We start from the raw sequence: 5,995 nt of genomic DNA on the forward strand, positions 1-5,995 counted from the left end.
CCGCCGTCGCCGCCGTACGGGCCGCGGCGCCGGGGCCGGACTTCCAGGTCCTGCTGCACGCCGACCCCGCCCTCCACCGCACCGGTGCCAACGTGGGGACGGACCCCGCCCACCTCCTGTCCACGGCGGACGGTGCGGTGCTGCCCTGCACGGGCGGCGACGCGGCGCGCGAGGCCGTGCTCGGGCCGTTCTCCGGGCTCTCCGGCGTACTGGCGGCCAACTTCAACGTGGTGAGCGGTATGGGCGGCAGCCCCGGCACCCTGGAGCGGGACGCCGCGCACGCGGCCTCGCTCGGCGCGAACGAACTGCGCCTCTACCACGCGGGCCTGGCCTCCGGACCGGACCTGGACGCCGTCACGAAGGCCCTCTCGGCGGTCCGCGCCGGCTGATCCCTGAGCACACTTCCTCATAAGCGCAGGTCCCCGGCGCGCCGCCGGGGACCTGCGCCATGCCCGCTCCCGGCCCGCCCGGCCGGCCGGGCGTGTCCCGGCGGTGTGTCCGCCGAACTTCTTCTGTCAGAAGCGTTGACGAAACATTCCCACCGCTCTAGCTTCATCGCGTCGTACTTCGTACGTCATATATGAGACGCGATACGCGAGATGCGAGAGCTCTTCACCCATGACCTTTGCGCCTGCCCCCATTCCGTCCCGGACCCAGTACGTGCTGGAGGCGATCAAGCACGCCATCCTCACCGCACAGCTGACTCCGGGCCAGGCGCTCGTGGAGACCGAACTCGCCGCGCAGTTCGGGGTGTCGAAGACCCCCGTGCGCGAGGCGCTGAAGACGCTCGCCGGCACCGGCCTCGTGGTCATGAGCCAGTACAAGGGCGCCACCGTGCGGCTCGTCGACGCGGCCATGGCCCGGGAGGTGTACGACGTGCGCCTGCTCCTGGAGCCGGAGGCGCTGCGCCGCTCCATCACCCGCAAGGTCTCGCTGGAAGCGGCCCAGGAGGCCCTGGAGCGGTCGGACTCGGCGGTCGACAAGGCGGACAGGTCGCTCGCCAACCGGGACTTCCACCGGGCCCTCTACCTGCCCTGCGGCAACCCGCTGCTCGCCCGGATGCTCGACGAGGTCCGCGACCAGGCCGCACTCGTGTCGACCGTGGCCTGGTCGGCGGTCCCGTCCTGGGAGCGCGAGGCGGCCGAGCACCGCGAGATCCTGCGGCTCGCCCTCGCGGACGACGCGGAAGCCGCCGCAGGGGCTCTGCACGACCACATCGCATCGTTCGTACGCCGTGCCTTCCCCGACGACGAAGACGGCGGTGACACGGCGTGAACCAGCTGGACATGACGCACCAGCACCTCGACGAAAGGCCAGTCCGCATGGACTTCTCCCCGCTGAAGGCGGCCCTCGCAGACGTTGTGGCGATCCCGGTGACCCCGTTCGCCGAGGACGGGAGCATCGACATCCCGGCGCACCGCGCCCTGCTGCGCCGGCTGCTCGACGGCGGTGTCCGCATCGTCACCCCGAACGGCAACACCGGTGAGTTCTACGCACTCACCCCCGAGGAGCGGCGCGCCGTCACCGAGCTCACCGTCGAGGAGACGGGCGGCCGGGCCACCGTCCTGGTGGGCGTCGGCCACGACGTGCCGACCGCCGTGGCCGCCGCCGAGCACGCCAGGGACGCCGGGGCCGGGATGGTGATGGTGCACCAGCCGGTGCACCCCTACGTCTCGCAGGACGGCTGGATCGACTACCACCGGGCCATCGCCGAGGCCGTGCCCGGACTCGGGGTCGTCCCGTACGTCCGCAACCCGCTGCTCGCCGGTGAGCGCCTCGCCGAACTCGCCGACAGCTGCCCCAACGTCATCGGTGTGAAGTACGCCGTCCCGGACGCCGCCCGCTTCGGCGCGTTCGCCCGGGACGCCGGCCTGGAGCGGTTCGTGTGGGTCGCCGGGCTCGCCGAGCTGTACGCCCCCTCCTACTTCGCCACCGGCGCCACCGGCTTCACCTCCGGACTCGTCAACGTCGCCCCCAAGGTCTCCCTCGCCATGCTGGAGGCGCTGCGGGCGGGCGACTACCTCGCGGCGATGAAGGTCTGGGAGCAGATCCGCCGCTTCGAGGACCTGCGCGCCGACCGGCAGTCCGCCAACAACGTGACGGTCGTCAAGGAGGCCCTGGCCTCGCTCGGGCTGTGCCGTCGCGACGTACGCGCCCCCAGCCGGGTCCTGCCCGAGGAGCAGCGCGCCGAGGTCGCCGGCCTGGTCGCCGGGTGGTCCGTATGAGCGGCACCGGCGCCGGTACGACAGGGAGCCGCATCGCTCCCGAGGAGCTGCGCAGTCACCAGTGGTACGGCACGGACGGGCTGCGCTCCTTCAGCCACCGCGCCCGCACCCGGCAGCTCGGCTACCTCCCCGAGGAGCACCTGGGCAAGCCGGTCATCGCGATCCTCAACACCTGGTCCGACATCAATCCCTGCCACGTCCATCTGCGTGAGCGCGCGCAGGCGGTCAAGCGGGGCGTGTGGCAGGCGGGCGGCTTCCCGCTCGAATTCCCGGTCTCCACGCTCTCGGAGACCTTCCAGAAGCCCACCCCGATGCTCTACCGCAACATGCTGGCGATGGAGACGGAGGAGCTGCTGCGCTCCTACCCCGTCGACGGCGCCGTGCTGCTGGGCGGCTGCGACAAGTCGACGCCCGCGCTGCTGATGGGCGCCGCGTCCGTGGACCTGCCGGCGGTCTTCGTGCCCGCCGGGCCCATGCTGCCGGGCCACTGGCGCAACGAGGTCCTGGGCTCCGGCACGGACATGTGGAAGTACTGGGACGACAAGCGGGCCGGGCTGATCGGCGACTGCGAGATGGCCGAGCTGGAGAACGGGCTCGCCCGCTCACCGGGCCACTGCATGACGATGGGCACCGCCTCGACCCTGACGGCCGCCGCCGAGGCGCTCGGCGTCACGGTGCCGGGCGCCTCGTCCATCCCGGCCGTGGACTCCGGTCACGACCGGATGGCGGCACAGTCCGGAATCCGGATCGTCGAACTGGTGTGGCAACAGCTGAAGCTGTCGCAGATCCTCACGGCGGACGCCTACGAGGACGCCGTGGCCACCGTGCTCGCGCTGGGCGGCTCCACCAACGCCGTCATCCACCTGATCGCGATGGCCGGCCGCTCCGGGGTGAAGCTCACCCTGGACGACTTCGACCGCATCGCGCGCACCGTGCCCGTCCTCGCCAACCTCCGCCCCGGCGGGAAGTACCTGATGGAGGACTTCCACTTCGCCGGAGGACTGCCCGGGTTCCTGGCCCGGCTCACCGACGTGCTCCACCTGGACCGGCCCACCGTCGCGCACGGCACGATGCGCGAACAGCTCGACGGGGCGCTCGTCCACAACACCGACGTCATCCGGGAGCGCGACAACCCGCTGGCCCAGGAGGGCGGTGTGGCCGTCCTGCGCGGCAACCTCTGCCCGGACGGGGCGGTCATCAAGCACATCGCCGCCGAGCCGCACCTGCTGCGTCACACCGGACCCGCGGTCGTCTTCGACGACTACAAGGAGATGCAGCGCACCATCAACGACCCGGCCCTGGCCCTCACCCCGGACCATGTGCTGGTGCTCCGCAACGCCGGCCCCAAGGGCGGCCCCGGCATGCCCGAGTACGGCATGCTGCCCATCCCGGACTACCTGCTGAAGCAGGGTGTACGGGACATGGTGCGGCTCTCCGACGCCCGGATGAGCGGCACCAGTTACGGGGCCTGCGTCCTGCACATCGCGCCCGAGTCCTTCGTCGGCGGGCCGCTCGCCCTGGTCCGCACCGGTGACCTGATCACGCTGGACGTCGGGGCCCGGCTGCTCCACCTCGACGTGTCCGACGAGGAGCTGGAGCTCCGCAGGTCCCGGTGGACCGAACCGCCCGCCCGCTACGGGCGCGGTTACGGGGCGCTCTACCAGGACCAGATCACCCAGGCCGACACCGGATGCGACTTCGCGTTCCTGGCCCGGCAGGGGGAAGTGCCCGACCCGTACGCGGGCTGAACCGGGCGAACGGAATTCCGCGCACCGCCCCGTCCGGTATACCGAACGGCATGCGGTAAGCGCTTGCACCATGCACCGAACGTACGGCACATCCAGCACTGTCCAGAGATCGGAGACGCGTCATGGCCCAATCCGCAGCCGTGGCCACACCGCCCCCCAAGGGCAAGGCGTCCAAGCGCCGCTCGGCCACACCCCGCCGCCTGCCGTATCTGCTGATCGCGCCGGCGGGCCTGCTGATGCTGGGCTTCATCGCCTACCCGGTGATCAGCGTCTTCTACTACAGCCTGCAGAACTACAACGTCACCAAGCCGTGGCGGAACGGCTTCGCCGGCTTCGACAACTTCACCCGCATCTTCACCGAGGACGAGCAGTTCTGGCCGACGCTCGGCTTCAGCGCCCAGTGGGTCTTCACCCAGGTGACGCTGCAGCTCGCGCTGGGCCTCGCCCTCGCGCTGATCGTCAACCAGACCTTCATCGGCCGCGGTATATCCCGCGCCATGGTCTTCTCGCCCTGGGCCGTCTCCGGCGTGCTGACCAGCACCATCTGGATCCTGCTCTACAACTCCTCGACCGGCTTCAGCCGCTACCTCGCGGACGCCGGGATCGGTGAGTACGGCACCTCGGTCCTCTCCGACACCGGCACCGTCTTCTGGGCGGCGACCATCTCCGAACTCTGGCGCGGGGTCCCCTTCTTCGCCATCCTCATCCTCGCCGACCTGCAGTCCGTCTCCAAGGAGCTGTACGAGGCGGCGTCGGTGGACGGCGCGGGCCGGATGCGGCAGTTCTTCCACATCACCCTCCCGCACCTGCGCGACGCGATCATCCTGGCCACCCTGCTGCGCGGGGTCTGGGAGTTCAACAACGTCGACCTGCTCTACACCCTCACCGGCGGCGGACCGGCGGGCGAGACCACCACACTCCCGCTCTACGTCGCCAACACAGGCATCGAGGGCCACGACTTCGGATACGCGTCCGCGCTCACCACCGTCGCCTTCGTGATCCTCCTCTTCTGCTCGATCGTCTATCTGCGCCTGAGCAAGTTCGGAGGCGACAACAAGTGACTGCCGCACTCGTGGAGAAGAACGACGCCCGCACACCGGGGCCGTCCCGGGGCGCCGCCGCCCCGCCGCCCTCCTCGCACCGCCGCACCAGGCGCGAGCGGGCCTTCGACGACGTACCGCGCTGGCAGATCTATGTGCCGCTCGGCATCTATCTGCTCTTCACCCTCATCCCGTTCTACTGGATGTTCCTCTTCGCCGTACGGCCCGCCGGCTCCACCTCGCTGGTGCCCTGGCCGATGACGGGGGACCACTTCTCCAAGGTCTGGAACGAGCGCAGCTTCGCCCTCTTCTTCCAGAACAGCATGATCGTCGGCGTCGCGACGCTGATCGCCACGACCCTGGTCGCCCTGGCCGGCGGTTACGCCCTGGCCCGGTTCGACTTCAAGATCAAGGGCGCCTTCATGCTGGCGCTGCTGTGCTCGCAGTTCATCCCGGGCGCCCTGATGCTCGTGCCGCTCTTCGAGATCTTCAAGAACCTCCAGATGATCAACTCCCTGGGCAGTGTCGTCATCGCGGAGACGGTCTTCCAGCTCCCCCTGTCGATCATCCTGATCAGCGGCTTCATCAAGAACGTCCCGGTCTCCCTCGAAGAGGCCGCCTGGGTGGACGGCTGCTCGCGCTTCAAGGCCTTCTGCGCCGTCGTCCTGCCGCTGCTGCGCCCCGGACTGATCGCGGTCGGGTCGTTCGCCTTCGTCCACAGCTGGAACCACTTCCTGTTCGCCCTGATGTTCCTCAGCGAACAGGACAAGCAGACGATCCCGGTCGGCCTCAACACCCTGATCGGCGCCGACAGCGTCGACCTGGGGGCGCTGGCCGCGGGCGGTGTCATCGCCGCCGTGCCCGTGGTGATCGTCTTCGCCTTCATCCAGAAGTGGCTCATCACCGGCTTCAGCGCCGGCGCCGTGAAGGGATGACGGACATGACCTGGAAGCTCCGCCCCCGTACCGCGCGCCGCACCGCC

General features: G+C 70.1%; 5 protein-coding genes and 1 pseudogene. All 6 read left to right on the forward strand.

Going from position 1 to position 5,995, the window contains the following annotated elements; translation table 11 throughout:
* Window positions 1-389: pseudogene (locus VN520_RS35680) on the forward strand (hypothetical protein); the annotation flags it as partial.
* Window positions 390-618: 229 nt separating this feature from the next.
* A complete protein-coding gene (locus tag VN520_RS35685; RefSeq protein WP_325751101.1) occupies window positions 619-1,275 on the forward strand; it encodes a GntR family transcriptional regulator in 657 nt (218 codons plus the stop codon).
* A gap of 47 nt (window positions 1,276-1,322) precedes the next feature.
* A complete protein-coding gene (locus VN520_RS35690; RefSeq protein ID WP_325751105.1) occupies window positions 1,323-2,225 on the forward strand; it encodes a dihydrodipicolinate synthase family protein in 903 nt (300 codons plus the stop codon).
* The gene (araD, locus tag VN520_RS35695; RefSeq protein ID WP_325751102.1) at window positions 2,222-3,973 is read left to right on the forward strand and encodes an L-arabinonate dehydratase; all 1,752 of its coding nucleotides are present in this window, start codon (window positions 2,222-2,224) and stop codon (window positions 3,971-3,973) included. Before VN520_RS35690 ends, araD begins: the two co-directional genes overlap by 4 nt.
* A 122-nt stretch (window positions 3,974-4,095) precedes the next feature.
* Window positions 4,096-5,034, forward strand: a complete 939-nt coding sequence (locus VN520_RS35700; protein ID WP_325751103.1) for a sugar ABC transporter permease — start codon at window positions 4,096-4,098, stop codon at window positions 5,032-5,034.
* Complete coding sequence (locus VN520_RS35705) at window positions 5,031-5,948, forward strand: carbohydrate ABC transporter permease (protein WP_325751104.1); 918 nt, start codon at window positions 5,031-5,033, stop codon at window positions 5,946-5,948. Before VN520_RS35700 ends, VN520_RS35705 begins: the two co-directional genes overlap by 4 nt.
* The last annotated feature ends 47 nt before the right edge of the window (window positions 5,949-5,995 follow it).

The sequence above is a fragment of the Streptomyces sp. genome (genome assembly GCF_035563135.1).
Taxonomy (GTDB): domain Bacteria; phylum Actinomycetota; class Actinomycetes; order Streptomycetales; family Streptomycetaceae; genus Streptomyces.

What these genes read in the sequence shown, in the direction of transcription:
- araD (WP_325751102.1), top strand. Translation starts at nt 2,222, where the DNA reads ATGAGCGGCACCGGCGCCGGTACGACAGGGAGCCGCATCGCTCCCGAG.
- VN520_RS35700 (WP_325751103.1), top strand. Translation starts at nt 4,096, where the DNA reads ATGGCCCAATCCGCAGCCGTGGCCACACCGCCCCCCAAGGGCAAGGCG.
- VN520_RS35690 (WP_325751105.1), top strand. Translation starts at nt 1,323, where the DNA reads ATGGACTTCTCCCCGCTGAAGGCGGCCCTCGCAGACGTTGTGGCGATC.
- VN520_RS35685 (WP_325751101.1), top strand. Translation starts at nt 619, where the DNA reads ATGACCTTTGCGCCTGCCCCCATTCCGTCCCGGACCCAGTACGTGCTG.